Below are 23,722 nucleotides of genomic sequence, written 5' to 3'. Positions count from 1 at the left end.
AGCGGGTCAGCCGAGGAGGTCCAGGATCTCCGTCCGGGCGAACATCTGGGCCGCGGCGCGGGCGGAAGGAGCTCCGGCGTCGGGGTCCGCCCCAGCGTCCAGCAGCATCCGGGCCACGTCCGTGTATCCCTTGAACGCGGCACCCGCCAGCGGGGTCTGGCCGCGGTCGTTTGCCGTGTTGGCGTCGGCGCCGTGCCGGAGCACCAGCGCCACGGCGTCAGCGTGCCCGTGGTAGGCCGCGAGCATCAGGAGCGAGTCCCCGGCGGCGTTGGTGAGCCCGGCCGGGGCACCTGCGGCGAGGTAGGCACCCAGCAGCTCCGTGTTCCCTTCCCTGGCAGCCTGGAAAAGCGTATGCGCCAAAGCCAGGGCGTCGTCGTCGGGCGTTTCCGGCGAGGCGCCGGACGTCGCGGCGTTGGTTCCGGTCATGCGCGTGGCCCCCTGAGGAATCCGGTCTGACGCCCCACCACCTGGCCGGCGTCCGGGGCAACGATGAGCTCCTGGACGGCGGTGTACGGCTCGTCGCCATCCTGGACAGTCAGTATCTCATCGGGCGCTACGGAACGCTTGACGACTGCGAGGGCCACCGGGCCCATCTCGTAATGCTGCGCCACGGACGTCACGGCACCGACTTTGCGCTCCCCGGCCAGGACCGGGCTGCCGGCGGCCGGCATGGTGTGCTGGGACCCGTCCAGCTGCAGGAAGACGAGGCGCCGCGGCGGGTGTCCCAGGTTGTGCACGCGGGCGATGGTTTCCTGGCCCTTGTAGCAGCCCTTGGCCAAGTGCACGGCGGTACGGATGAGGTCCAGCTCGTGGGGAATGGTTTTATCGTCCGTTTCGGCACCGATCCGCGGCCGCCAGGCGGCAATGCGCAGCGCCTCCGCCGCCATGACCCCGGCCAGGGGACGCTGCCCAACCGTCTGTTCCAGCTCCGCGGCGGGCACGAGGTATTCGAACCAGGGCCGCTCCAGCCCTGGGTGCCCCTCCTCGGTAACGGTTGCGTAGGAGTATCCGCCGGCACCGACGTGCGGCCATGGATCCTGCCAGGCCAGCAGGCCGGACCATTCGGGCACCGCCCGGGTACTGCCCAGCACGGCCCAGCCGGCGGATACATCCGCCACCTCCACCCGCAGCATGAACTTCATGCGGTTCAGGAACTCCGCCAGCGGACCGGCTTCGGCAGCCTCGACGATCAGCCAGGTGGTCCCGCCGTCGTCAATTACCCGGGCGTCGAACTCGATGCGCCCCTGCACGCTCAGCAGCAGCAGTTCGCTCGACTCCCCCGGCTTCAGCGCCGTCACCTGCTGGGAGGAGAGGGTGTTGAGCCAGCTGAGGCGGTCGGGGCCGGTCACCGTCACCACGCCGCGGTGGGAAAGGTCGACGACGGCGGTACCGGCCGCCAAGGCGCGCTGCTCGCGGAGGGGCTCACCGTAGTGGGCGGCAACTCCGGCGTCCGCGCCGACGGCTTCGACCGCGCCAGGGCGCGACAACAGGGGGCTGGGGGTAGTCATACTGGGAAAACGTCCTTTAGGGTCCCCGGTATTCCGGGTTATCGAAATCGAAACGGGTGCCGGCATCCCATTCCTCAGGCAGGTTGCCGTAGGCCGGGTAGCCGCCTGCCGCTTTCAGGATGCCGGCCAGGTGCATCAGGTTCCAGGTCATGAAGGTGACGTTGCGGTTGGTGAAGTCGCTCTCCGGCCCGCCGGACCCCTCGTCCAGGTAGCTGGGGCCGGGGCCCACCGGACCGATCCAGCCGGCGTCCGCCTGGGGCGGGATGCTGAAGCCGATGTGCTGCAGGCTGTAGAGGAGGTTCATGGCGCAGTGCTTGATGCCGTCCTCGTTGCCGGAGACCAGGGCGCCGCCCACCTTGGGGTAGAACGCCCACTGGCCCTTGCCGTTGAGTTCCCCGGAATGCGCGTACAGCCGTTCGATCAGCTTCTTGGTCTGCGAGGAGTTGTCACCGAGCCAGATGGGGCCGGCCAGCACCACGATGTCGGCTTCCTGCACCGCGGGGTAGAGTTCCGGCCATTCATCCGTGGCCCAGCCGTATTGCGTCATGTCCGGGTAGACGCCGCTGGCGATGTCATGGTCCACAGTGCGGATCAGCCGGGTGGTGACGCCCTGCTTTTCCATGATGCGGCGGCTGATGGCGATCAGCCCGTCCGTGTTGGAGGTCTGGGGTGATTTCTTCAGGGTCCCGTTGAAGAAAACCGCCTTGAGTCCGCTGTAATCACCGGCTTGTCCTGCTTCCACGGCACCGCTCCTCGCGTTGATACTGCCCGCCCGGCTGGTGCCGGCCGGTGTCAGGACACTTTCTTCAGGAAGGCCGAAGCGTGGGCCTCGAGGCCCTTGCCGCCTTCCTCGCCGGTGGCTACATCCCAGCGCCACAGCAGGTTGCCGTCCACCAGTCCAAAGATTCGGGTGGCTGCCGTGTAGGCCTTGGAGTGGCTCCCGCGCATGACCATATCCGTGGTCAGGTGGATTTGCGGGCCCTTGATCTGCCCGTAGTACAGCTCTGAGATTCCGCCGGGATGCGCGATGGAGACGGAGATATCGAAGCCGCCGTCCTTGTTCCGCAGCGCCTCGACCTCTTCCGCGCTCTTGAGCACGGGGACGATGTCGGAGGGAACAAGGCCCGGGCCGCCGTCGGCCTCCAGCTGCTTGCGCTCCAGTGCCCAAAAGCCCGTCTCGACGGTGAGGGGCCTCAGGCGCGTGCCGTCGTCGTCCGTCAGCCAGCTCTCCGCGCGGTACTGCAGATACGGCTGCCCGTTGTGGGTGAACGAGACGTGCTGCAGGAAGTGCTCGGAGTCCTCGTCCCCGCTGCCCAGCCGGCCGCGCCCTTCCCACTCACCGATGAGCCAGGAAAGGGGAACGAGTTCGGGTGTCAGGTCTGTAGGAATCTCAATGGGCACAGCAATTACCTCGCGGTAGGGAAAGACCGGGAACCCAGCAGCCTATTTCTGGCCCTTGAAGAGGCGGTAAACCACGAAGCCTGCGAACCAGGCCATGGCCAGGCTCGCGATGCCGAGCAGGACAAGGAAGAAGATTTCAAATGCAAGTACGGACATGATGCCATCCTAACCGTTAGTAGATGAGTAGTTTGTCTATGAAGTAGGCAAGGGACCCCACGGCAGAGACCGGTGCGAGGCCGATGGCCACAGCGGCCGGAATGTTAAGCGGGGCACCCCGCAGCGTGACCAGCCGGCGGAAGCTGGCGAGCACCGCCCCCACCACCACGCCGAAGATCGCGGCCGGCAGGACGGCGATGTCCGAGAGCACCAGCCCGGCGAGCGGACCGGCCAGGCCGGCGAGGGAGATTTCCAGCGGCGCCACGATGTTGTCCGGCCAGCGGATCAGCCCGACCAGGAGGGCGACGGCGGCGCTGATGGCGGCCACCAGCAGCATCTCGCGGACGCCGTTGAAGCGGGCCCCGGCAATCCAGCCGGCGCCCAGGCAGGACAGGAGCACGCCGGCGGAACAGCCCAGCGTGGACTCCAGCCTCTGGGCCTGCCCGGTTCCGCGGATCAGCTGGACTACAAAGACCGCCATGATGCCGAGCGCAATGAAGGCAGGCGTCCGGTCCAGGTAGCCGGGGGCGGGCGCGGAGGCTGCGGCGAGCGCCGAGCCGACGCCGGGGAGGGCGATGACGGCAGCGAGGGTCTTCTTGGCGGGAATGCGGAGGAAGTGCGGCCAGCCGATGCCCACGGCGACGGCGGTCAGGACCGCCACGGTGACCAGGACGGCGACAGAGGAATAGACGCCGGCGATGATCGCCACGAGTCCGGCGATTCCAACGACGCCAATCACCCACGAACCGAGCGACCGGACCGGGGCCTGCAGTTCGGCGGTCATGCGGGAACCGGCCGGGGCTTAGTCTGTGCACTCACTGCGTTGCTTTCCCATCGTGGCGTGGACCGTGGCTGGGCGCGTATGCCCTGGCGCAGGGCGGCGGCGCCGCGTTGCGGGGCATTCGGCCCCTGCCCCAATCCTGCCTTATATGAAACGGATATGTCGTAAAACGTCCCTGCCGGAGGGCCGGATCCGTGGCTTGGAAAGGCCTGCCGGGTATAATCAAAGTTCAGCTCAGTCGCCCAATGATGCGCGGACGGCCCTTGGAGGAATAATGTCGCACATCCTGTTACTGACGAACAGCACCGGCTCTTCGGTGGACATCCTTCCTGCCTTGGAACTGCTGAACCACCGCGTCCATATCCTCCCCGCGGAACCCACCGCCCTGCTGGAAACCGATCCGTGCGACATCGTCCTGCTCGACGCCCGCAAAGACCTGGTGGGCGCCCGGTCCCTCACCCAGCTCCTTAAGGCAACCGGCCTGAGCGCGCCGCTGATGCTGATTCTGACCGAGGGCGGCATGGCGGCGGTATCCTCAGCGTGGGCCGTAGACGACATCGTGCTGGATTCGGCGGGCCCTGCGGAGGTGGAGGCCAGGATCCGGCTCGCAGTTGCCCGGGCCATGCCGGAAGCGGACGAGACCCCCACCGAGATCCGTGCCGCCGGTGTAGTCATTGATGAAGCCAGCTACACCGCCCGCGTCAACGGCGCGGCCCTGAACCTTACCTTCAAGGAGTTCGAGCTCCTGAAGTACCTGGCGCAGCACCCGGGCCGGGTGTTCACCCGTCAGCAGCTCCTGACCGAGGTGTGGGGCTACGACTACTACGGCGGCACCCGTACCGTGGACGTCCACGTCCGGCGGTTGCGCGCCAAGCTCGGCGCCGACCACGAGAACCTGATCAGCACGGTCCGGAACGTGGGTTACCGCCTGACGCTGATGCGCCAGCAGGAAGACGAACTCACCGAGGCCTGACGCGCTCGACCGGATCCGGCCGAACCCGTATAGCCTTGCTTCATGACTCCAGCGCACCCCGAGAAATGGCCCGTCCAGGTTGTCCGCGGCGGGGTTGACCGGCAGCTCCTGAAGGATTGCCGCGACCTCCTTGCTGCCGCCGAAGAGTCGGATGGCAACCCGTCCATTTCGGAGCAGACCCTGGTGACCATGCGCTCCGCCGATACCGGCTCCCACACGCTCCTCACTCTGGCGCTCTATGCCCCTGACGAGGATTCCGATCCGGCGACGGGCGAGGATTTGGCGGGGTTCGCCGTCGTCATCGATGAACCTGACGGCACCGGAGTCCTGGAAATTGCCGTGCACCCCAGCTACCGCAACCAGGGCGTGGCGGACCGCTTGGTGGGCGCACTCAGGGAGTCCCGCGGACTGGACGGTCTGAAGGCCTGGTCCCACGGCAACCACGAGGCCGCGGCCGACCTCGCCGCCCGCTATGGGTTCGGCCCGGTGCGTGAACTCTGGAAAATGCGGATGACGACGGCGGGTTCCCGGCTGCCCGAGACGGCGCTTCCGGAGGGCGTCTCGCTGCGGCCGTTCCTGCCGGGCCGGGACGAGGACGCCTGGCTGGCAGTAAACCGCGCGGCGTTCGCACACCACCCCGAGCAGGGCAGCCTGACGCGGGCTGACCTCGAGGCCCGCATGGCGGAGGACTGGTTCGACCCTGCGGGATTCCTGCTCGCCGAGGACCGGAACGGGCGCCTGCTGGGGTTCCACTGGACGAAGGTCCACCCCAGGCACGGGCAGCATCCGGCGATCGGCGAGGTTTATGTGGTGGGCGTCGCCCCCGACGCGCAGGGAATGGGATTGGGCAAGGCCCTCACCGTTGCCGGCATCAGGTACCTGCAGGACCTGGGTTTGCACGCCGTCATGCTCTACACGGATGCGGACAACGCGGCCGCCGTGGCCCTCTACCGCAGTCTGGGATTCACCCGCTGGGACATGGACATCATGTACGGGCCGCTGGAGCTGGGCACCGCCTAGAATGGCGGGCCGGAGAGGAGCGTAATCCGCCCCTGCTGCAGGCCGGAAAACTTGTAAGGTTGAAACAGGGCGCGCAGGCCGGACCAGCCGGTCCAGGCGCCAGGCAAAGGAGACGCCATGACCCCGGAACCGTCCGGAACCGCCACTCCCCAGGATGTTGCGGCACCTGTACGCGCCCGCTTCGGCTCCTCCGAGGTTCCAGCTTCACGGGCCACCCAGGACCGGATCGACATTCCCGAATTCGCACCGAACCTGCAGCCCGAGGGCGACATCCGCCCGGACCGCTTCCTGGACCGGGAGCTGAGCTGGCTCGCCTTCAATTCCAGGGTCCTGGAACTGGCGGAAGACCCCACCCTGCACCTGCTGGAACGCGTCGGCTTCCTCTCGATCTTCGCCTCCAACCTGGACGAATTCTTCATGGTCCGGGTGGCCGGACTAAAACGCCGCATCGCCACCGGACTGGCCGTCCCCTCCCCCGCCGGCCTGAGCCCGGTGGAGGTCCTGGAACGGATCAGCGAAGAGGCGCACCGGCTGCAGCAGCGCCACGCGCAGGTCTACGCTGACCAGATCCGCCCGGCACTGGCTTACGAACACATCCACCTCATGCACTGGGATGAGCTGGACGACGCCGCCAAGCAGCAGTTGAGCGTCATGTTCGCGGAAAAGGTCTTCCCGATCCTCACCCCGTTGGCAGTGGACCCCGCCCACCCCTTCCCCTACATTTCCGGACTGTCCCTGAACCTGGCGGTCGTGGTCCGGAACCCGGTGAGCGACAAGGAACTCTTTGCCCGCGTCAAGGTTCCGGACCAGTTGCCCCGCCTGATCTCCATCGACGGGCCGCGCGCCGGCGCCGTCCCGGGCCGGGTGGCCCGCTTCATCGCGCTGGAAGAGGTCATCGCCGTCCACCTGGACCGCCTGTTCCCCGGTATGGAAGTCCTTGAGCACCACACCTTCCGAGTCACCCGCAACGAGGACGTGGAGGTGGAAGAGGACGACGCCGAGAACCTCCTCCAGGCGCTGGAGAAGGAACTGCTGCGGCGCCGGTTCGGCCCGCCCGTCCGGCTCGAAGTCACCACCGACATCAACCCGAACATCCGGGCGCTCCTCATCCGCGAACTTGGCGTCGAAGAGGCCGAGGTGTACTCCGTCCCGGCCCCGCTGGACCTCCGCGGCCTGTCCGTGATTGCGGCCATTGACCGCGCGGACCTGCATTACCCCAAGCACGTCCCGCACACATCCCGGTACCTCAACGAGTCCGAGACCTCAAAGGCGGCCAACGTCTTCGCTGCGATGCGGCGACGCGACATCCTGCTGCACCACCCCTACGATTCCTTCTCCACCTCGGTCCAGGCGTTCCTGGAACAGGCCGCGGCGGACCCTAAGGTCCAGGCCATCAAGCAGACCCTGTACCGGACGTCCGGCGACTCCCCTATCGTGGATGCGCTCATCGACGCCGCGGAGGCGGGCAAGCAGGTCCTGGCACTCGTGGAAATCAAGGCACGGTTCGACGAGCAGGCAAACATTTCCTGGGCCCGCAAGCTGGAACAGGCCGGCGTCCACGTGGTGTACGGCATCGTGGGACTTAAGACGCACTGCAAGCTCTCGCTGGTGGTCCGCCAGGAGGTGGACGGGCTGCGCCGCTACTGCCACATCGGCACCGGCAACTACCACCCCCGCACCGCGCGCTATTACGAGGACCTGGGCCTGCTCACCGCCAACGACCAGGTGGGCGAGGACCTGTCCAAGCTGTTCAATCAGCTCTCCGGGTACGCGCCCAAGTCCACGTTCAAGCGCCTGCTGGTGGCACCGCGGTCCGTGCGGTCCGGCCTGATTGACCGGATCGAGACCGAGATCCGCAACGCCCGTGCCGGCCTTCCGGCCCGGGTGCAGATCAAGGTGAACTCCATGGTGGACGAGGCCATCATCGATTCGCTGTACCGGGCGTCGCAGGCCGGGGTCAAGGTGGACGTGGTGGTCCGTGGCATCTGTTCGCTCCGCCCCGGCGTTCCGGGCCTGAGCGACAACATCACGGTCCGCTCCATCCTGGGCAGGTTCCTGGAGCACTCGCGCGTGTTTGCGTTCGCAAACGGCGGGGACCCGGTGGTGTACATCGGCTCGGCGGACATGATGCACCGCAACCTTGACCGCCGGGTGGAAGCCCTGGTACAGCTGGGCAGCCCGGATGACATCGCGTACGTGCTGGGCCTGCTGCAGCGCTACATGGCACCGGAAACCGCCAGCTGGCACCTGGACAACGAAGGACACTGGACCCGACACCACCTTTCGGACGATGGCAAGCCGCTGGAGGACGTCCAGTCCTGGCTGCTGGCTTCCCGTCCCCGGCAGCGCAGCCTCAGCCGCCGGTAAGGGCGCAGTCTTGTCCAGCGATGCGCTCGTAGCCGACCAGACAGACCACCCGGGAGAACCCATCGCCGTCACGGCAGCGGGGGCTATCCCGTGGCGGGTTGCCAAGGACCGGCTGGAAGTCCTGTTGATCCACCGGCCGCGCTATGACGACTGGTCATGGCCCAAAGGCAAGATCGATGACGGAGAAACCATTCCCGAGTGTGCAGTGCGGGAGGTCCGTGAGGAGATCGGCCTCACCGGGCAGCTGGGGATTCCGCTTCCTCCGATCCACTACCACGTCCAGTCGGGCTTGAAGGTGGTCCATTACTGGGCCCTCAAGGTCAATGGAAACCGCCTGGAGCCGGACGGCAAGGAGGTGGACAGCGTGATGTGGTGCACGCCGGAAAAGGCGGCTTCACTGCTCTCCAACCCCTCGGACCTGTTGCCGCTGGAGTATCTGTGGGAAATGTACCGGCGCCGGGAGCTGGACACGTGGCCACTGCTGGTGCTCCGGCATGCCAAGGCCAAACCTCGTTCCTCCTGGACCAAGGCAGAGGGCGAGCGGCCGCTCGCCGCCACGGGCACCCGGCAGGCCCAGGCGGTCGGCAGGCTTCTGCAGACCTGGCAGCCCGCCCGGGTGGTGACCAGCCCATGGACGCGCTGCGTGGCCACGGTTGCCCCCTACGCCAAGGTCAGCGGCGCAAAGGTGAAGCTCGTTGAGGCCCTCACGGAGCATCGGCACCACCGCAGCCCCAAGAAGACTGCCGGAGTAATCGAGAACCTCTTCGACAAGCAGCGGCCGGTAGTAGTCTGCACCCACCGCCCGGCACTGCCCACGGTCTTCGGCCAACTGGCCAAGCACATGGGCAAGCAGTTGCAGACACTGCTGCCGGCCAACGAGCCATACCTCTCGCCCGGCGAGCTGGTGGTGTGCCACGTTGCCCATGGCGGCAAGGACCGGATCGTGGCGGTGGAACAGTTCAAGCCGTTTGACGATTAGGGTTGACCACCAGACCCCGCGCTTTCGAAAGTAGACTTGAACCGTGAGCATCCCAACCCCTTACGAAGACCTCCTGCGCGATGTCCTGGCCAACGGCACCCATAAGTCGGACCGTACCGGCACCGGAACCACCAGCGTTTTCGGCCGGCAACTGCGCTTTGACCTCAGCAAGAGCTTCCCGCTGATCACCACCAAGCGGGTGCACTTCAAGTCGGTGGCCGTGGAGCTCCTGTGGTTCCTGCGCGGGGAAACCAACGTCAAGTGGATGCAGGACCAGGGCGTCACCATCTGGAACGAATGGGCGGACGCGGACGGCGACCTCGGCCCCGTGTACGGCGTACAGTGGCGCAGCTGGCCCACCCCTGACGGCGGACACATCGACCAGATCGCCGAGCTCATCGAGGGTCTCAGGTCCAACCCCGATTCCCGGCGCCACATCGTCTCCGCCTGGAATGTCTCCGAACTCAAGGACATGGCGCTGCCGCCGTGCCACGCGTTCTTCCAGTTCTACGTGGCGGATGGCAAGCTCTCCTGCCAGCTCTACCAGCGCTCGGCGGACATGTTCCTGGGCGTTCCGTTCAACATCGCCTCCTACGCCCTGCTCACGTGCATGGTGGCACAGCAGGTTGGCCTTGAACCGGGAGAATTCGTCTGGACCGGCGGCGATGTGCACATCTACGAAAACCACATGGACCAGGTGCTCAAGCAGCTGGACCGGGAACCGTATGAGTACCCGCAGCTTAAAATAACCCGCAAACCCGCCTCGATTTTCGAATACACCCTGGAGGACTTCGACGTGGTCGGTTACCGGCACCACCCCACCATCAAAGCCCCGATTGCCGTATGAGCACCGGGAACCCGCAGGCATTCACGGAGGAGCTCGCCACCTCCATCACCGGCGTCGGGCTCGTCTGGGCGCAGACGCCGGACGGCGTCATCGGCAAGGACGGGGACATGCCCTGGCACCTGCCCGAGGACCTGAAGCACTTCACCCGCCTCACCATGGGCCACCCCGTGGTGATGGGCCGCAAAACCTGGCTGTCCTTTCCGGACAAGTACCGTCCGCTGCCTGGCCGCACCAACATTGTGATCACCCGGCAGGAAGGGTGGGCCGAAACGCCCGAGGCAGAGGGCGCCGTCGTGGTTTCCTCCCTGGATGACGCGCTGCTGGAATCGCAGTTCGTGGACGGCGGCGAAACCGTCTGGATCGTGGGCGGCGGCGAGATTTTCCGGCAGTCCGCCGAACTCGCCAACACAGCGGTGGTCACCACCATCGACGTATCGGCCGACGGCGACACTTACGCCCCGGAGCTTGGCCCCGGTTGGGAGGCAACAGCCTCCGTCCCTCCGGACGGCTGGCTGACCGGCGCCAACGGCACGCGCTACCGCTTCACCAAATGGTCACGGACCCAAGGCTAGGAACATGCTGAAGAAACCCGAAACGCTTTTCATCCTGGGCTATATGCTCCTGCCACTGCTGGCGCTGCTGTCCGCGATTGTGGGGCTGACCATGATCCTGGGCGGGAACAAGATTGCCGGTGCCATCGTGCTGGTGGTGGTGACACAGGTCTTCGCCTTCGGAGCCTACTTCGCGCTCCGTGCCCGGAAGACCGCGGTACTGGAGGACCCGGACCGGCAGTAGCCATACCGGGCAGCCGGGGTCCGCTTCGCCAGCCGGGCCCGCTTCGCCGGGCGTGACGTAACCGACTGCGCCGCCCCGGCTGCGAAGTCTAAACTGGTCCAATGACTACAGCAGCTACCCCTTCCGTCGGCCTGGTCGGATGGCGCGGCATGGTCGGTTCCGTCCTCATGCAGCGCATGCAGGACGAGGGCGACTTCGCCAACATCAACCCGGTGTTCTTCTCCACTTCCAACGCGGGAGGTGCCGCGCCCTCGCTTGCTGGTACAGCAGCAGGCAGCGCCGGCAAGCTCGAGGACGCGTTCGACGTCGACACCCTGGCTAAGCTGCCCATTATCGTCACCGCCCAGGGCGGGGACTACACCAAGCGTGTCCACTCGGAGCTGCGCGGCCGCGGCTGGGACGGCCTCTGGATCGACGCCGCCTCCACCCTGCGCATGAACGAAGATTCGATCATCGTGCTGGACCCCATCAACCGCGATGTCATCGACAAGGGCCTGGTCAACGGCACCCGCGACTTCATCGGCGGCAACTGCACCGTTTCCTGCATGCTCATGGGCCTGGGCGGCCTGTTCAAGAACGGGCTGGTGGAATGGGGCACCTCCATGACGTACCAGGCCGCTTCCGGCGGCGGGGCACGGCACATGCGTGAGCTTCTCAGCCAGTTCGGCACGCTCAACGCCGAGGTCAGCACGGAACTGGACGACCCGGCGTCGGCCATCCTGGAGATCGACCGCAAGGTGCTCGCCCACCAGCGCACGGACATCGACGCCACCCAGTTCGGCGTGCCGCTGGCCGGTTCGCTGATCCCCTGGATCGACGCGGACCTGGGCAACGGCCAGTCCAAGGAAGAGTGGAAGGCCGGGGTTGAGACCAACAAGATCCTGGGCACCTCCGAGGAAAACCGCGTGATCATGGACGGCCTCTGCGTCCGCATCGGTGCCATGCGCTCCCACTCCCAGGCCCTGACGCTGAAGCTCCGCGAGGACCTGTCGGTCGCCGAGATCGAGAAGCTGCTGGACGAGGACAACCAGTGGGCCAAGGTGGTTCCCAACACGAAGGAAGCGTCCATGGCCGACCTGACCCCGGTCGCCGCCTCCGGCACCCTGGACATCCCGGTGGGGCGCATCCGCAAGATGGAAATGGGGCCGCAGTACATCAGCGCCTTCACCGTGGGCGACCAGCTCCTCTGGGGCGCCGCCGAGCCGCTGCGCCGCATGCTCAACATCGCCACGGGCAACCTGTAGGCCTCGGTTGCCTTAAGCGGCCCTGACCCGCATAACCGGCGCTTCCAAGCGCCGCTCATGCGGGCCAAGGCCGCTTTTGCGTGGCCAGGAACGCGAAGAGCCGCCTCCGCAGCTCGCCGGGCCGGTCCAGCTGCGGCCACTTGATCCGGAACACTGACCAGCCGAGCTCCTGCAGCGCTGTTTCCCGCCACCGTTCGCTGAGGAGGGCCTCCTCTGCGGGCTTGTAGTCGGAGTACTTGGCGCGGCCGTCAAATTCGATGATGACCCTGGCCTTAAGGTCCGCGAAATCGGCCCGGAAGAGTCCCTGGCCCGTGGGAATCTCCACCTGAGGAATAAAGCTGTCCAGGCCAAAGGAGCGCAGCAGCAGCCGGGTCCGGGTCTCCCCCGCCGACTCCGAGCGCCCGTCGATCACCTCCAGCAGGTCCGCCGCCCTTCTGCTGCCGCGCTTGGTGGGACTCTCATCCAGGAGTTGCCGCATGCGCTCCAGGCTGGCACCTTTGCGGAGGGCGTGGTCCCCGATCACCGCGGCCCGGTCCAGCGGCAGGGTCCGGGCGCAGTCCAGCACGGTTCGTTCGAGGCTGGTGGTCAGGACCTCCCGGCCGTCCGTCGTCCGCACGCTGGCCAGTTCATGGTCCGCCAACGGCAGCCGGTGCGTCCTGACATCCTTGCCTGCGCTGGCCCGGGAGTTCGAGTAGCCGGTGGTGACATGGATCAACGGGCCCACCTCCCACACATCGCAGCGGTGCAGCCGGGCCGCGCTGATGTGGCTGTACCGGGAATCGCCGCCCGTCGATTCGAAGTGCGCGAGGACCCGCAGCAGGTCCTGGTCCCACGGTTTCAGGCTGTCCCAGTAGCCCCGCCGAACGTAGGCACCCCTGCGAAGCCGCAACAGCGCGCCGTCGTCCGTTGCTTTCTTGACCAGCCGGCTCTCCAGGCCGGCCGCTGCCAGGTGCCGGGTTGACGCAACATCCACCTGCGGCCACCGGCCGTCCACTACGGCCCGGATCTTTTGGGAATTCATGGTTCAACACTCGCCGGGCGGCTATTGGACGGGTAGCCCCGGGCGCGGCTATGTGGATAGCCTGGCGCCATGAGCGGTCCGTGGCCGCATGGGCGCGGTTGGCCAACGCCGGTCAAGCCGGCACGGACCGGTCATACGGGAGTGTGCGTCAAGTGGCCAGGAATTCCAGGTACCGGCGGGCAGCGCGTTCGAAGGCAGCCTGCGCGGCCGGACCGGGCTGACGGTCGCCAAAGAGATCATGTACGACGGCGGCCCGGCGGCCCTTTCCCTCCACGGCCCAGGTGCCGATCACCTCGCCAGCAGCCACAACTGTCTTCTTAAACACCCCGTTGCCGCCGGGAACGATGTGGTCGGCGTACTCCGGCGGCAGCACCAGGCTCCGGTCCTTGTAGCCCAGCAGGAACTCATCGAAGCCGGGCAGCAGCAGGACTGACCGGCCAGCGGGGACTGTCGCGTCCTGCAGTGCCGCCGTCCCGGGCGACATCCAGTAGGCGGAACCATCGAACTCCAGCTCCGCCAGTTGCCCGCGGACTTCCGCCAGGGCGGCCCGGACCTCGGTGAGCGGAAGCTGCGTCCACCAGGCGAAGTCATGGACGGTGGCGGGCCCGTGGCTGCGGAAGTAGCGGAGCAGCCATTCGGCAACCGCCTCCGCACGCTCCAGCCGGCGCGATGCGGGGATCCAGTCGTCAAAGGCCACCAACAGCTGCTGGTTGCCGGCCAGCGGTCCCAGTACCAGCCAGCCATGGCGGCAGAGTGTGCCGAGGATATGGATGCCGCGCTGGCCCTGCGTGGCCTGGCCGGCGGCATCGAACAGGGCAAACAGCTCACTTCGGCTGACCGGTCCCGCGGACGATATATGGTCCAGAACGAGGTCCCGGCATTTCTCCACGTCCGCCCAGGTGATCCCGAGTTCCCGGTGGCGGGCGGCCATGCCCTTGGTCAGACGGTCCGCGGTGAGCTCCAGCATCCAGCGAAGGTCTTCGGGCGCCACCAGGTGCAGAGTGCCGCGCATCGGCCAGGACCGGACGATGGCCCCGGAGTCCAAGGCCGCCCGCACCATGCTGAGTCCCCCTCCCTGGAGCCGGACCCCGACAGCCCACAGCGCGGCCTGGAAATCCTGCGCCTGCATGGCCGTCATCCATCGGACTATGTCAGCCGCCTCCGGACGCTCATCGGTGAGCGACGGCAGCAGCAACTGCGAGGCCAGCCTGAGCCGTCCCATGATCCTGCCGTTGAGGCGCTTGCCCGCCAGCGCAGCCATGCCCCCAATCCTACGGTCGCCGACCGACATGCGGGCATGGACGGCCCGGGGCAGCATGAACGCGGTTGGCCTACACCGTTCATGCGGGGGCGGGCCGGTTACGGGGCCGGGGGCGGGCCGGGGGTTAGAGTTCCAGGCCGATCAGCAGCGGTTCGGGGTGCAGCACAATGCCAAAACGGCGTTCGACGCCGGCACGCACCTCGCGCGCGACGGCCACCATGTCCGCGGCGGTGGCTGCCCCGCGGTTGGTGATGGCGAGGGTGTGCTTGGTGGAGAGGGACGCACGCCCCCCGGAAACGCTGTCCGGATCCAGCCCGTAGCCCTTCCCGAAGCCGGCCTGGTCGATGAGCCACGCAGCCGAGAGCTTCACGAGTCCATCCTCCCCCGCAGGGTATCGCGGCGCTCCCTCGGGAAGGCCCGCTGCCAGATCCCCGGACACCACCGGGTTGGTGAAGAACGACCCCGTCGAATAGGTATCCCTGTCCCCGGCATCCAGCACCATGCCCTTGGACGCACGGAGCCGCAGCACCTCTCGGCGGACGTCGTTGGCGTAGGCCCGCTTGCCTGTTTCGACCCCCAGGGACCGGGCCAGCTCGGCGTAGCGGATGGGCGCGCTCATCCGGCCCAGGGGCAGCTGGAACTCCACGGTCAGCACCACGTAGCGCGGCGAGCCGTTGACTGTGGTCTGCTTCAGGATGGAATCGCGGTAGCCGAACTTGAGTTCGGAGCTGGTGAACGTCTGCACGGCGTTGCGCTCACGGTCCCAGGTGCGAACGGACGCGATGGTCTGGGAGACATCCGCCCCGTAGGCACCGACGTTCTGGACGGGCGTGGCACCGGTGGAGCCGGGGATTCCGGAGAGCGCCTCGATCCCGGACCAGGCGTGCCGGACGGCGTGCTCCACGAGGGCGTCCCAGTTGTGGCCGGCCTGGACCACCACCGACACCCCACCGCATGAATCCTCCGCGTTGACCGTGAATCCCTCGGAGGCGATCCGGATAACGGTACCCGGGAACCCGCCGTCGGATATCAGGAGGTTAGAGCCGCCGCTGATAATGAGGACCTGCTCCCCTGCCGCGTCCGCGGAACGGACAGCATCGATGATGTCCGCCTCGGTCCGGGCCTCAATGTAGGTGGCGGCGGGGCCTCCGACGGCGGACGTGGTCAGCTGGGAGAGCATCGTGGGAGTCACCCTGCCACAATACTAGGGAATCCTAGGTAACCTTCCGGGCCACCGGGGAGAGCAGGAAGCTGACCACCAGCATCACCATGACGGCCAGCAGCGAGTGCAGGATGCCCACGTGCTCTGCCAGCAGGCCGAGCAGCGGCGGCCCGCACAGGAACGCCCCGTAGCCGATAGTGGACACCACGGAGACCCGGGCGGCAGCCTTGGCCGGGTCGTCGGCGGCCGCGGACATCCCCACCGGGAAACCGAGGGACGCACCGAGCCCCCACACAGCGAGACCTGCGTACGCCACCCATGGTGCCGGGGCGAACACGAACAGGGCCAGGCCCAGGACCGCCATCGCCGCGCACCCCCGCATGACGGGAACCCGGCCGTAGCGGTCCAGCACCACAGTCCCGGCAAAGCGGCCGATGGTCATGAAGGCCACGAACAGGCCATATCCCGCGGCGCCCGCGGCGTCACTCTGCCCGTACCCGTCAGCCAGGGCCAGCGCCACCCAGTCCCCCGCGGCCCCCTCCGCAAGGGCCAGGCCCAGCACCAGGACCCCGAGCAGCACCGTGCGGCGGTCACGCCAGGCCTGGGCAATCTTGCGCTTGTTGTCCAGCGGCGCCTCGCCGGCCGCCGACCCGCCGGGCGGAATCACCGGGATGGGCCCGGTGGAAGGATCGCCGAAGGTGTCCGGCGCATAGCTGCGTTCGCCCCCGTGCGGAGTGAGGTCCGCGCGGAACCAGGCTGCCGCCGTCGTCACTGAAATGGCAACGACCGCACCGGCTGCGGCAAGATGCCAGAACACCGGGATGGAAACTGCGGCGGCCCAGGCGCCCAGCCCGGCGCCCGCCACGGTTCCGATGCTGAACGAACCGTGCAGCCGGGGCATGATGTGGCGGCCCACGGCGCGTTCGACGGCGGCGCCCTCCACGTTGGAGGCCGTGTTCCAGCTGGCCGTGCCCAAGCCAATGATTGCGAGGCCCACGCCCGTGACCAGCGGGCTGATCAGCACCGATGTGCCGAAACCGGCGACCGCGAGGCCGATGCCCACCATGATGCTTCCGGTCCTGATGGTCCGCCGCGAGCCGAGCCGCAGCACGATCAGCCCGGAAGCGGACACGGACAGGAAGGAGCCCAGGGTCAGGCAGAGGAGCAGCAGCCCCACGTTCCCCGGCGTCAGCCCCAGTCCGTCCCGGATGGCAGGCAGTCGCGCCACCCAGGAGGCAAACGCGATGCCGCTGGCCGCATAGGCCACCACCACGGCGTTGCGCCACTGGGTGACCTCGACGGCGGAAGGCCTGACGCCGGTCCGGGCGGTCATGGGACGAGACTCAGGAGACCCTGACGAGGGCCTGGGCCTTCATCAGGACTTTCTGTCCGCCCGAAACCACGGTGAGGTCAACGCGCGCGGTGCCCGCATCGGCGTCGAGCTTTCCAATGGTGCCGCTGACCTCGATGATGGCGCCGGGATCAGGCGTTCCGGTGGTGTCGGTGACCAGCACCGGTTTGGTGAAGCGCGTCTGGAAATCGACGACGGCGGCGGGGTCGCCGGCCCAGTCGGTCACCAGCTGGACGGCCGCTCCCATGGTGAACATCCCATGCGCGATGACCCCGGGCAGCTCCACGCTGGTGGCGAAGGCTTCGTTCCAGTGGATGGGGTTGAAGTCCCCGGAGGCGCCGGCGTACTTGACCAGGTCTGTGCGGGTGACCTCGACGGTACGGCTGCCGATCTCCTGGCCGGTGCTGAGTTCAGTAAAGGTGGGGCTCATGGCTACTGTCCCTCTCCGCGGACCAGGATGGATGACGTGGTGGTGGTGACGTGCTGGCGGGAGTCACCCTCGCCCAGCGCGTATATCTCCGAGCGGGTGGTGAGCATGGCTCCGCCGCCCATGGCCCGGACCCCGTCCACGTGCAGCTCGGCCACCAGGCGGTCGCCGGCCAGGATGGGCCGGTGGTGCGTGAAGCGCTGGTCCGCATGGACCACCCGGGAGAAGTCGATGCCGGCTTCCGGGTCCTCGATCAGCTGGGCGTCGGCACGTTGGGCAATGATGATGGCGAACGTGGGCGGCGCTACGAGGTCGCTGTGGCCTAGGGCCCTCGCTGCGTCGACATCGAAGTGCGCAGGGTGGGTGGCTTTGACGGCGCGGGCGAACTCGCGGATCTTCTCGCGGCCGACGTCGTACACCTCTGCGGCGGGGTAGCTGCGCCCCTGCAGGTCCGGATTGATAGTCATGGCCTCAAGCCTATCGCCCGCCATTGGTAGGGCGGAAAGGCAGCGGCAACTAGCGTCGGAGGTTCTTTCGTATGGCCTGGCCGCGTACCACGAGGCCCACGATGTGCAGCACCAGGCCGAGCCCGATCAGCGGCAGCGACGCCATGGCCAGCGCCTGGTTTCCGTTGGTGTTGCCCACCAGGTTGAGGATAATTCCGACGGCGATGAGCCCCATTGCGCTGAAAACCAGGACTTTGTAGCGGGTAGGCGCAGTGGCCCAGAATTCGTTCAGCACCGTGCCAGTCTAGCGGCCGGCACTACAGCGCCGGCTTCACCCCGAAGGCCACTGCGAGCTTCATGATCTTCTCGGCCCGGCCCAGGCGCGGCAGGTCGGACCCGTCGCGGATAACCCGGCCGTTTGCTTCGAAGTCGTTCATGAAGTCCGTAGCCCAGGCGACGTCGGACGGCGTGGGGCTGATGACTTCGTTGATCACCGGAGTCTGGTCGATGGCGAGGCAGAGCTTGCCGGTCATGCCCATCATCACGGTGATACCGGTCTGCTCGCGCAGGATGGGGTGGTTGGTGCCAACGGTGGGGCCGTCGATGGGACCCGGCAGGTTCCCCACGCGGCTGGCGACCACGAGCTTGGCCCGGGGGTAGGCCATGGCCTCGGGTGTGGCGGCCATGCCGGTGTCACGGCGGAAGTCGCCGGAACCGAAGGCCAGGCGGAACGCACCCTGGGCTTTGGCGATGTGGTTGGCTTCCTCGATGCCGAGGGCGGACTCGACCAGTGGGATCACGGGAGTCTTGCCGTCCATACGGTGGAAGCTTTCGGTGACCTGGTCCGCGGATTCAGTCTTGGCGAGCATGACGCCCAACAGGCCCGGCGTGCCGCGCAGGCCCGCCAGATCATCCGCCCAGAACGGGCTGGTGGCATCGTTGATGCGCACCCAGGCCTTGCCGCCTGCCGTCAGCCAGTCAACCACGTGGCCACGGGCCTGGTCCTTCTGGGAGGGGTCTACGGCATCTTCAATATCCAGAATGATCGAGTCCGCGCGTGAACCTGCCGACTGGTCGAACAGTTCCGTCTTCATGGCGTTCACGAGGAGCCAGGAGCGGGCGATTTCTGCGGGGATATTGCGTTCCGGCCTTACGGTCTCGGCGGCGATGGTAGACGTCATGTTCCTACCGTATCTGGCCGGGGACCGGCAGTGCCAAGAAAACGGCCGCCGGGCGGGGACCAATAAGAACTAAAGGGACTTATTCCGCATGTGGGTAGCAGTAAGTGCCGTTATGGCATGCCGAAACGGCACTTACTACTACCCAGTTGGGTTAGGGGATGTTGCTTCCCCGTGCCGCGACCCACAGCTGGTACCACTCGGTCCGGGTCATGGCCTGCGCCACCCGGCCGGCGTCCCGGCAGGCCAGGATCCGGCCGGGGTTGATCGTCCCGATCACGGGCGCGATGCCGGCCGGGTGCTTCATGAGCCAGCCCAGCAGCACGGCTTCACCGGAGGTGCCATAGTCGGCAGCCAGCCTGGCCACCAGTTCAGCGGTGGCGGTTTCGGCCGACGACGGGCTGTCCGGTTCAGCGCCCGTGTACAGTCCGCGGGCGAGGGAGCCGTATGCCTGGAGCGTGATGCCGTTCCGGATGCAGTACTCCACGGTGCCGTGCGGGAAGCTGTAGTCCAGGTGCTCGGCGTGATTGACCAGCACGTGGCTCTCCAGCCAGGCCCGCTTGAGCAGGCTCATTTCCAGCTGGTTGGCCACCACGGGCGTCTCCAGCTGGTCCTGCAGCACTTCGATTTGCGCCGCGGACATGTTGGACACACCCAGTTGCCGGACCTTGCCTTCCGCCATGAGGTGTCCGACGGCGCCGGCCACCTCCGCGGGGTCCGCCAGGGGATCGGGGCGGTGCAGCAGGAGGACATCCACGTAGTCCGTCCGGAGCCGCTTGAGGCTGGCGTTGACCCGCTCCAGGATGGCGTCCCGGCTGAGGTCGTAGTACCCGGGCATCCCCGGTTCGCTGAGCCGGATGCCGCATTTGGTCTGCAGCCGGATCCGGTCCCGCAGCTCCGGCCGGGCCGCCAGGACTTCACCGAACACCGCCTCCGACTTGCCGTTGCGGTAGATGTCCGCATGGTCGAAGAGGGTGATTCCGGCATCCAGTGCAGCGTCGATGGCGGCCGCGGCCTCCTCCACATGGTCGCTGCCGTGCGGTTCGTCGGACCAGGTGCCGCCCAGCCCCATGCAGCCGTAAATGAGCTCCTGCATCAGGCCTGGTCCCCGGCGCGCAGCCAGGCGGTGGTGTTGGCGGGCAGGGTGCTGCCTTCCAGCGGCGCGCTGCTGACCAGGACGGTGCCGGCGGGAAGTTCGACGGCGGTGTCCCCGAAGTTGGTCACGGACTGCCAGCCGTTGGGGCGGCTGAAGTGGAGGACCTCCGGGTTGCCGGTCTCGTGCCAGGTGAGCTCTTCCCCGGTCTGCAGTTCGCGTCGGAGTTTCAGGGCGGCGCGGTAGAGCTCCAGCGTGGAACCCTCTGCGCCGTCCTGTGCCTCTACTGCGTACTTGCTGAACCACTCCGGCTGCGGCAGGTGCGCGCCGCCGTCGCCAAACCCGAAGGAGGGCCCGTCAACCTTCCAGGGCAGCGGCACGCGGCAGCCGTCGCGGCCCACTTCGACGCCGCGGTTGCGGAAGAAGGAGGGATCCTGGCGCTCGGACTCGGGGATGTCGGCGACTTCCTGGAGCCCGAGCTCTTCACCCTGGTACAGGTAGGCCGATCCGGGGACGGCCAGCATCAGCAGGGTGGCGGCGCGGGCGCGGCGTTCCCCCAGGTCCGTATCCAGCTGGTCGGCCGGGCCGCCGGCGAGCAGCCAGTCCTTGCCGTCCTGGCCCTTGGCGCCGGCCTTGGCCTTGGAGACCTGGGGCAGGCCGTAGCGGGTGGCGTGGCGGACCACGTCGTGGTTGGAGAACACCCACGTGGAGGACGCGCCGGTCGCGGCGGCCTCGGCAAGGTTGCGGGTGATGATCTCCTTGTACTCGGCGGCGTTGAAGTCGGCCTGCAGCAGGTCGAAGTTGAAGGCCTGGCCCAGGCCCTCGGGGCTGGCGTACCGGGCGCGGCGGGAAGCGTGCACCCAGGCCTCGGCCACGGCGGTCCGCGGCGGGTTGTACTCGTTGAAGACCTCGCGCCACTCGGTGTAGATCTCGTGGACCTCGTCGCGGTCCCAGAACGGATGCGAGCCGTCGTCGAATCCGTCCACGCCGGTGTTGGCGGCGCTCAGTTCCAGCTTGGACAGAAGGGGCTCTGTGAGGTCCTTGGTCAGCGCATGCGCCACGTCAACGCGGAAGCCGTCCACGCCGCGGTCCGACCAGAAGCGCAGGGTCTTGAGGAAGTCCTCGCGGATTTCGCGGTTGGCCCAGTTCAGGTCCGGCTGTTCCTTGGCGAAAATGTGCATGTACCACTGGCCCGGCGTGCCGTCCGGTTCCGTGATCCGCTCCCAGGCGGGGCCGCCGAACACTGAGTCCCAGTCCGAGGGCGGGAACTCACCGTTGGGGCCCTTGCCGTCCCGGAAGATGTAGCGGTCGCGGGCCGGGGATCCCTTGGGGGACGCCAGCGCCTCCTTGAACCATTCGTGGCGGTCCGATGAGTGGTTGGGCACGATGTCCGCGATGAGTTTGATGCCGGCGGCGTGCATTGCCTTGGCCATTTCGTCGAAGTCGGCAAGGGTGCCGAGCTTCGGGTCGACATCGCGGTAGTCATCCACGTCGTAGCCGCCGTCGGCGAGCGCTGAGGGGTAGAACGGGCTTAGCCACACGGCGTCGATCCCCAGGGACTTCAGGTAGGGGACCTTTGCGGTGATGCCCTTGAGGTCGCCGATGCCGTCCCCGTTGGAGTCCGAGAAGCTCCGCGGGTAGATCTGGTAGACGGAGGCCTGGCGCCACCAATTGGGGTCGGCCAGGCGGTCGGAATCGGACAGGGTTGCCAGGGTGGCAGTGGTGGACAAGGCTGATCCTTTTCGTGGCTGTGGTTATATTTATATTGGTTCTAAATTTATTACTCTCCACATTATCTGGCCCTGCCCGCAGAAAGGTCAACAGCATGCCCGACTGGATCCCGGCTACCCCCGGCCTGCTCCGCCGGGTCAGCGCAGGAGCGGTGCTGGACTTCATGCGCGCTTCGCAGGCGGTCACCGTCACCGAAGTCATGGCCGCGACCGGACTGACGCGCGCCACGGGCATCGCCGTCTGCGAAGACCTGATGGAGCGCGGCTGGATCCGGGAGCTGGAAAGCAACAGGGCGGCAGGGACTGCCCAGAAGGGCCGCCCTGCCCGGCGTTTCGAACTGAACGACCGCGCCGGCGTCGTCCTTGGCCTGGACATCGGCTACGCCAAGGTGTCCGTGGTGGTCTCCGACCTGAGAGGCACGGCCCTCGGCCGGGCGGGCCGTCCGTTCGCTGCCTCCGTCGGCGGCGCCGGGCGCCTGGCCGTCATCGAGGACGTGGCGCTGGCCGCCCTCGCAGAGGCGGAGGCGGACCCTAACGAGGTTCTGGCTGCCTGCGCCGGCGTCGCCGCACCCGTGGACCGGCATGGAAACGTGCTGGCCACGCAGGAGTTCTGGGGCCTGTTCGACATCGGATTGAAGACGGCCCTGCAGGAGCGGCGCGGCTGGACGGTGCTGCTGGAAAATGACGCAAACCTTGCGGCGCTCGGCGAGCGCTGGCGCGGCACCGCGGCCGGCGTGGACGACGTTGTGGTGATCCTGGCCAGCGAACGCCTGGGCTCGGGCGTGCTGGAGGGCGGCCGGCTGGTCCATGGCAGCCGCGGCAGCGCCGGCGAGCTGGCGTACCTGGACCTGGTCGAGGGCGTGGGTGACACCTTCGGCATCGCGCACCTGGCCAGGTCCTGGGCCGCGGAAGCGGTCGCCGGAGGCGAACCCACGGCGCTCCGGAGCATCCCGGCCAGCGGCCTGGCAGCGGAGGACGTCTTCGCGGCTGCCGCCGGCGGTGACTCCGTGGCCGGCAGGATCCTTGACCGGCTGGCGGACAGGATGGCCCGGGTCATCGGTACCGTGGCCACAATGCTCAACCCGGAACTGGTGGTCATCGGCGGCGGCGTGGCAAACTCGGCCGGCCGCATGCTGCCGGACATCCGCAAACGCCTGGCGCAGTTCACCGCCACACCCCCACGGGTCGAGTTGTCACCGCTGGGCGATGCCATCGTGGCCGCGGGCGCGGTGCGGTGCGCCTTGGACTACGTGGAGAAGAACTCCCTGGACCTGGAAATCGGCGCGCGCGCCCGCCCTTAGGTCGGTTCCTGGCTGTCCAGGGCGGCAGCCACCGGCAGGTCCCCGTCGCGGAATTCGATGGTCCGGCCTGCGGTTTGGGGCAGGTCCAGCACAGCGGCCGCCACCATGGCCGTGTTGGCCCGGGAAGTGTCCCGGCCCCCGTCGGGTGAAGGGCCGACGTCGATCAACCCCGATCCGCGATTGTCCGTCAACGCGCCCGGGCCCAGGACGGTCCAGGCCAGGCCGGTGCCCCGCAAGTACTCATCCGCAGCCGCTTTGGCCTCTGCGTACGGAAAGAAGCTGCTGTCTTCCGGCACTCCATGATCCTTGCCGGCGCCCAGGTAGGAGACCATGACATACCGGTCCACGCCTGCCTGGACCGCGGCATCCATGGACCGGATCGCCGCGTCGCGGTCCACCGCGTAGGTGCGCGCGGGATTGCCGCCCCCGGCCCCGGCGGACCAGACCACAGCGTCGTGCCCCTTAAGCGCTTCGGCGATTTCCGCCGTCGTCGCGTATTCCACATCCAGGACCGACGGCGATGCTCCGGTCGAAGCGACATCGCCGGCATGGCCGGGGTTGCGGATGAACGAGGTGACGGAATGACCCTCGCCGGTGAGGAGTTCGGACAGGAGGAGGGCCACTTTCCCGTGGCCACCGATAATGCCGATGCGTGTCATTCCACCATTCTGCCTGCCAGGT

General features: G+C 67.5%; 25 protein-coding genes. 9 read left to right on the top strand and 16 right to left on the bottom strand.

The annotated features are described in order from the left end of the window. Positions 1-6: 6 nt before the first annotated feature. The 5 genes from ACIQC0_RS12020 to ACIQC0_RS12000 form a co-directional block, all read right to left on the bottom strand. Positions 7-426: an ankyrin repeat domain-containing protein gene (locus tag ACIQC0_RS12020; RefSeq protein ID WP_377214643.1), complete on the bottom strand. Its 420-nt coding sequence runs from the start codon at positions 424-426 to the stop codon at positions 7-9. Beyond that, positions 423-1,508, bottom strand: coding sequence for a YgfZ/GcvT domain-containing protein (locus ACIQC0_RS12015; protein ID WP_400535180.1), 1,086 nt, complete (start codon positions 1,506-1,508; stop codon positions 423-425). Before ACIQC0_RS12015 ends, ACIQC0_RS12020 begins: the two co-directional genes overlap by 4 nt. Positions 1,509-1,524: 16 nt before the next feature. Then, a complete protein-coding gene (locus ACIQC0_RS12010) occupies positions 1,525-2,250 on the bottom strand; it encodes a flavodoxin family protein (protein WP_400535178.1) in 726 nt (241 codons plus the stop codon). Positions 2,251-2,300: 50 nt separating this feature from the next. Continuing rightward, positions 2,301-2,909, bottom strand: coding sequence for an FABP family protein (locus ACIQC0_RS12005; RefSeq protein ID WP_377214640.1), 609 nt, complete (start codon positions 2,907-2,909; stop codon positions 2,301-2,303). A 172-nt stretch (positions 2,910-3,081) separates the two neighbouring features. Further along, positions 3,082-3,849 carry a permease gene (locus tag ACIQC0_RS12000; RefSeq protein ID WP_400535176.1) on the bottom strand — a complete coding sequence of 256 codons (768 nt, stop codon included), beginning with the start codon at positions 3,847-3,849 and terminating at the stop codon, positions 3,082-3,084. A gap of 271 nt (positions 3,850-4,120) precedes the next feature. Between ACIQC0_RS12000 and ACIQC0_RS11995 the strand changes: the two genes are divergently transcribed. The 8 genes from ACIQC0_RS11995 to asd all read left to right on the top strand — a co-directional run bounded on the left by ACIQC0_RS11995 (position 4,121) and on the right by asd (position 12,071). Further along, positions 4,121-4,819, top strand: a complete 699-nt coding sequence (locus ACIQC0_RS11995) for a winged-helix domain-containing protein (RefSeq protein ID WP_377214638.1) — start codon at positions 4,121-4,123, stop codon at positions 4,817-4,819. A gap of 42 nt (positions 4,820-4,861) precedes the next feature. Continuing rightward, on the top strand, positions 4,862-5,839 hold the full coding sequence (gene mshD, locus ACIQC0_RS11990; RefSeq protein WP_400535174.1) for a mycothiol synthase: 978 nt from the start codon (positions 4,862-4,864) through the stop codon (positions 5,837-5,839). A gap of 117 nt (positions 5,840-5,956) precedes the next feature. Next, the gene (locus tag ACIQC0_RS11985; RefSeq protein ID WP_377214636.1) at positions 5,957-8,206 is read left to right on the top strand and encodes an RNA degradosome polyphosphate kinase; all 2,250 of its coding nucleotides are present in this window, start codon (positions 5,957-5,959) and stop codon (positions 8,204-8,206) included. Positions 8,207-8,216: 10 nt separating this feature from the next. Next, a complete protein-coding gene (locus ACIQC0_RS11980; protein ID WP_377214635.1) occupies positions 8,217-9,185 on the top strand; it encodes an NUDIX domain-containing protein in 969 nt (322 codons plus the stop codon). A 43-nt stretch (positions 9,186-9,228) separates the two neighbouring features. Further along, positions 9,229-10,032, top strand: coding sequence for a thymidylate synthase (locus ACIQC0_RS11975; protein ID WP_400535172.1), 804 nt, complete (start codon positions 9,229-9,231; stop codon positions 10,030-10,032). Continuing rightward, positions 10,029-10,604 (top strand): dihydrofolate reductase, encoded by a 576-nt coding sequence (locus tag ACIQC0_RS11970; RefSeq protein WP_400535170.1) that lies wholly within the window; start codon positions 10,029-10,031, stop codon positions 10,602-10,604. Before ACIQC0_RS11975 ends, ACIQC0_RS11970 begins: the two co-directional genes overlap by 4 nt. 4 nt (positions 10,605-10,608) lie before the next feature. After that, positions 10,609-10,827 carry an NF038396 family protein gene (locus ACIQC0_RS11965; protein WP_377214632.1) on the top strand — a complete coding sequence of 73 codons (219 nt, stop codon included), beginning with the start codon at positions 10,609-10,611 and terminating at the stop codon, positions 10,825-10,827. 101 nt (positions 10,828-10,928) lie between these two features. Continuing rightward, a complete protein-coding gene (gene asd / locus ACIQC0_RS11960; RefSeq protein WP_377214631.1) occupies positions 10,929-12,071 on the top strand; it encodes an aspartate-semialdehyde dehydrogenase in 1,143 nt (380 codons plus the stop codon). A 55-nt stretch (positions 12,072-12,126) separates the two neighbouring features. On the opposite strand, the gene ACIQC0_RS11955 is transcribed toward asd, so the two are convergent. The 10 genes from ACIQC0_RS11955 to ACIQC0_RS11910 all read right to left on the bottom strand — a co-directional run bounded on the left by ACIQC0_RS11955 (position 12,127) and on the right by ACIQC0_RS11910 (position 21,740). Beyond that, positions 12,127-13,092: a hypothetical protein gene (locus ACIQC0_RS11955; RefSeq protein WP_400535168.1), complete on the bottom strand. Its 966-nt coding sequence runs from the start codon at positions 13,090-13,092 to the stop codon at positions 12,127-12,129. A 148-nt stretch (positions 13,093-13,240) separates the two neighbouring features. Beyond that, entirely contained in the window at positions 13,241-14,353 is a 1,113-nt protein-coding gene (locus ACIQC0_RS11950) for a winged helix DNA-binding domain-containing protein (protein WP_400535166.1), read from the bottom strand. A 124-nt stretch (positions 14,354-14,477) separates the two neighbouring features. Further along, positions 14,478-15,545, bottom strand: a complete 1,068-nt coding sequence (locus ACIQC0_RS11945; protein ID WP_400535164.1) for a UDP-N-acetylmuramate dehydrogenase — start codon at positions 15,543-15,545, stop codon at positions 14,478-14,480. 22 nt (positions 15,546-15,567) lie between these two features. Next, positions 15,568-16,848, bottom strand: coding sequence for an MFS transporter (locus ACIQC0_RS11940; RefSeq protein ID WP_400535162.1), 1,281 nt, complete (start codon positions 16,846-16,848; stop codon positions 15,568-15,570). Positions 16,849-16,858: 10 nt separating this feature from the next. Then, on the bottom strand, positions 16,859-17,296 hold the full coding sequence (locus ACIQC0_RS11935; RefSeq protein WP_400535160.1) for a MaoC family dehydratase: 438 nt from the start codon (positions 17,294-17,296) through the stop codon (positions 16,859-16,861). Between the two features lie 2 nt (positions 17,297-17,298). After that, entirely contained in the window at positions 17,299-17,760 is a 462-nt protein-coding gene (locus ACIQC0_RS11930) for a MaoC family dehydratase N-terminal domain-containing protein (protein ID WP_400535158.1), read from the bottom strand. A gap of 49 nt (positions 17,761-17,809) precedes the next feature. Further along, the gene (locus ACIQC0_RS11925) at positions 17,810-18,034 is read right to left on the bottom strand and encodes a DUF3188 domain-containing protein (protein ID WP_377214624.1); all 225 of its coding nucleotides are present in this window, start codon (positions 18,032-18,034) and stop codon (positions 17,810-17,812) included. Positions 18,035-18,056: 22 nt separating this feature from the next. Continuing rightward, positions 18,057-18,920: an HpcH/HpaI aldolase/citrate lyase family protein gene (locus ACIQC0_RS11920; protein WP_377214623.1), complete on the bottom strand. Its 864-nt coding sequence runs from the start codon at positions 18,918-18,920 to the stop codon at positions 18,057-18,059. 151 nt (positions 18,921-19,071) lie between these two features. Next, a complete protein-coding gene (locus ACIQC0_RS11915; RefSeq protein WP_400535155.1) occupies positions 19,072-20,013 on the bottom strand; it encodes an aldo/keto reductase family oxidoreductase in 942 nt (313 codons plus the stop codon). Continuing rightward, on the bottom strand, positions 20,013-21,740 hold the full coding sequence (locus tag ACIQC0_RS11910; RefSeq protein ID WP_400535153.1) for a glycoside hydrolase family 13 protein: 1,728 nt from the start codon (positions 21,738-21,740) through the stop codon (positions 20,013-20,015). Before ACIQC0_RS11910 ends, ACIQC0_RS11915 begins: the two co-directional genes overlap by 1 nt. Before the next feature lie 95 nt (positions 21,741-21,835). Here ACIQC0_RS11910 and ACIQC0_RS11905 point away from each other — a divergent pair, with 95 nt between their 5' ends. Next, on the top strand, positions 21,836-23,041 hold the full coding sequence (locus ACIQC0_RS11905; protein WP_400535151.1) for an ROK family protein: 1,206 nt from the start codon (positions 21,836-21,838) through the stop codon (positions 23,039-23,041). Here the strand turns inward: ACIQC0_RS11905 and ACIQC0_RS11900 are convergent. Then, entirely contained in the window at positions 23,038-23,700 is a 663-nt protein-coding gene (locus ACIQC0_RS11900) for an SDR family oxidoreductase (RefSeq protein WP_400535149.1), read from the bottom strand. The genes ACIQC0_RS11905 and ACIQC0_RS11900 overlap by 4 nt on opposite strands. Between the last annotated feature and the right edge of the window lie 22 nt (positions 23,701-23,722).

Origin of the sequence: Pseudarthrobacter sp. NPDC092419, from assembly GCF_044755045.1 — a bacterium.
Lineage (GTDB): Bacteria > Actinomycetota > Actinomycetes > Actinomycetales > Micrococcaceae > Arthrobacter.
Note: the sequence above shows the minus strand (reverse complement) of the source record. Positions and strands in the feature narration are given on the sequence as shown.